Annotated in this window: 4 protein-coding genes; all 4 read right to left on the bottom strand. The window is 62.8% G+C overall.

What is annotated here, in order from left to right:
* The coding region (locus tag ABT116_RS42055) for a galactose-1-phosphate uridylyltransferase (protein ID WP_502984037.1) at positions 1-749 on the bottom strand (749 nt) is incomplete at its 3' end.
* Positions 746-1,372 (bottom strand): SMI1/KNR4 family protein, encoded by a 627-nt coding sequence (locus tag ABT116_RS42060; RefSeq protein WP_298776828.1) that lies wholly within the window; start codon positions 1,370-1,372, stop codon positions 746-748. The genes ABT116_RS42060 and ABT116_RS42055, both read right to left, overlap by 4 nt.
* A 21-nt stretch (positions 1,373-1,393) precedes the next feature.
* On the bottom strand, positions 1,394-1,978 hold the full coding sequence (locus ABT116_RS42065) for a TetR family transcriptional regulator C-terminal domain-containing protein (RefSeq protein WP_351645677.1): 585 nt from the start codon (positions 1,976-1,978) through the stop codon (positions 1,394-1,396).
* The coding region (locus ABT116_RS42070; RefSeq protein WP_351645680.1) for a saccharopine dehydrogenase family protein at positions 1,975-2,747 on the bottom strand (773 nt) is incomplete at its 5' end. The genes ABT116_RS42070 and ABT116_RS42065, both read right to left, overlap by 4 nt.

A 2,747-nucleotide genomic window follows, 5' to 3' on the forward strand; every position in this document is an offset into this window, starting at 1 on the left:
GGGACGTAGGCGCTCCAGTGATCGCCGTCGTAGATCAACCGGGTTCCGTCCTCGCGCTCGGACGCCAGAACATCGGCGAGTAGTGAGCGCCCGGTGCGCTCGAAGTGTTTGTCTGCTTGCGTCAGCATGGATCGGGTGCGTGGCGTGACATACGGGTACGCGTAGATCTGTCCGTGCGGGTGGGTGAGTGTTACCCCGATTTCTTCGCCGCGGTTCTCGAAGCAGAAGACTTGTTCCACAACCGGATCCGCTGACAACTCTTCGGTCCGAGAAATCCAGGCACCCACAATCGTGCGCATGCGTTCGAGCGGAAGTTCGGCGACGGACGCCGTGTGATCGCTCGAGAAACACATCACTTCGCAGTGGCCGAGGGCTGGGCGATCCCCCGGGCCGTCTCCGGTGTTGGGGGCGCCATCCTGCGGTGCCGACGCAAAGCTCGGAAACCGATTCTCGAACACCGCGACGTCGTAGTCCGCGTCGGGTATTTCTGTAGGCGTGCGTGTTTCGTTGGTCGGGCACAGCGGGCATTCGGCAGTGGAGGGGAGATGGGTCCGTGTCATGCGATGGGAGGCCACGGTGATCCACTCGCCGGTGAGCACGTCGTACCTCATTCGAGACGAGTGGTCGAGTGTCGGCAGTTCGCGGGTATCTCGCGCAGTGTGGTCGCGGGTACGGCCGGCGTCGTCGAAGTAGAAGATCTGACGCCCGTCGGCAAGGGAGCGGCGGGTCGGGTTCCGCTCCGACGTCATGCGTCGACTTCCCATTCCAGAACACCCTTGCTGACAACGGGTTTCCACACTCCGATCGTGGACCCTGTCTCCAACGCAGCGGCATGGGCGGCCAGCATGACCGAGATGGACGCCCAGATCGGCCCGCCGTTGTCGGTGGCGTCCGACGCGTACTCCGTCACACAATGATGGAGTGCGCCGCTGCGCGTGTCCACGAAGTAGTGGTACTCGTCCAGTCCGGCAAAGGGAATGAACGAGGGGATGAACATGGTTGCGGCAGTGCCTGCGTCGCGTCGATCGTGTCGATCCATCTCGTCCTCGGAGTAGTGGTCGGGATTCTCGTAGATCGTCTCGTCCCATGTTTCGAGGAGAGTGAGACGCACTTCGGTTGCGACGTCGATGGGGTAGAAGAACTTGTCGGGGAGCACGCTGCCGAGGAAGAGTCCCGTCCGGTCGTCGTGGGTCAGGCTGCCGTTGTGCACCCGGTACAGGTCGCGAAGTTCCTGGGGCCACGTGACGCCGGTCGAGGCTTCGAATTCCTCGACGACGGCGTCACCGAGCCCTGGTTGAAACGCTGCAGCCGTCACCGGTGCGTGTGTACGGCACCACGCTTCGATTCGGCTCCATTCGTTTGCAACGCTCATGGGCTTTACGATACGTCCGAGTCAGGACCCGTGAATCAGGTACTGCAGTGTGTTCACCAGCTTTCGGTCCGAAGCCTCGGACTTTCGGCCGGTGATTCCCGAGCGGAGAACGGCGGAACCCTCGAGCAGGCTCACGATGGTCTGGGCCGTTGCGCTGAGGTCCACCGCATCCAGATCCGGTTGTGCACACGCAACAGCGCGCTCAACGTGTGCGATGTACTGCGCGTAGAAGTCTCGAACCACCACGGCCACTTCCTCGTCTGCCGCAGCAATCGCCCATACTTCGACGTACAAGCGCACTGTTGCCTCGTCGTCCTGTTCTCCGAGCAGGACTGCGATGAAGTGTTCGGATTCCTCGCGGGACAAGCTCTGATCCGTATCGGGGACGACGGCAAGGCGATCCAGTGAACGGGTCAATGCACGTGACATCACTGCGCGTATCAGATCTGCGCGGGTGGGGTAGTAATGCTGCAGATGCCCCACTCGCACGCCGGCCGCGGCTGCGAAATCGCGCATTGCCGAGTTGGCATTGCCCTGCGTGGTGAGGACCTGTTCTGCTGCGTCGAGAAGTGCTGCCGCGCGGGCGGCACCCTTGGAGGGGGTCATGCCCGCAATACTGCCACCCCGAAGTTCTCCAACTCGGAGACGGTGCTGCGCGGGTTCGGAAGCGACTCGGGGAAAGCAACTCCCGGCCGAGCATCGCCGCTCGAGGCGCGTCTGACGGCGAGCGCGCCGCCCACCGCGGTGAGGTGAGCCTGTCCCTGCGGATCTACGATCGTTGCGCTCGTCGTGCCCCTCGGACCGGTGACGTCGATGCGTACTTGCGCACTCCCGCCCTTGCCGGGCGAGTACAGGAGTCCACGTCGTAGGGGTGTGAAGCGGTCGCCGCGACCCCAACGAAACAGGCCCACCTTCTTGGCGGCAAGTAGGGCGGTGGTGGATGCATTCGAACTGAAACCGATTCGAGTACTGGCAGTTTCGGTGCCCAATGTCATGGGAAATGTGAATTGTTCCGGAGTGTCGATTCTTCCGACCTTGGTACGCGAACCGGGAAAGTCGATCCAGCGTGTATCGGTCAACGGGCTGACGGTGATCGGGTTGCCGTTCTGCATCACCTCGAAATCCTGGCCGAGGCGATCGATGAAGTCGACGGAGTCGAGCCCGGCAATATCGTTGACGTCGTAGCGAATCGAGACGTCGATCGTGCTCGCGCCACCCAGTTCCTCGGCCAGCGCTGCGGCGACGATATTGGTGACTCCGCCCATCCATCCGGACGACAGGTACACCGGTGCGCTCGGCGACTTCTGACCCGCCAGAGTGGCGGCGCGAGCGACGCGGGTTGTCCAGCGGGTGATGTCCACGTACGGAATGCCGG

Source organism: Streptomyces sp. NPDC002130, from assembly GCF_040296465.1.
Classification (GTDB): domain Bacteria; phylum Actinomycetota; class Actinomycetes; order Streptomycetales; family Streptomycetaceae; genus Streptomyces.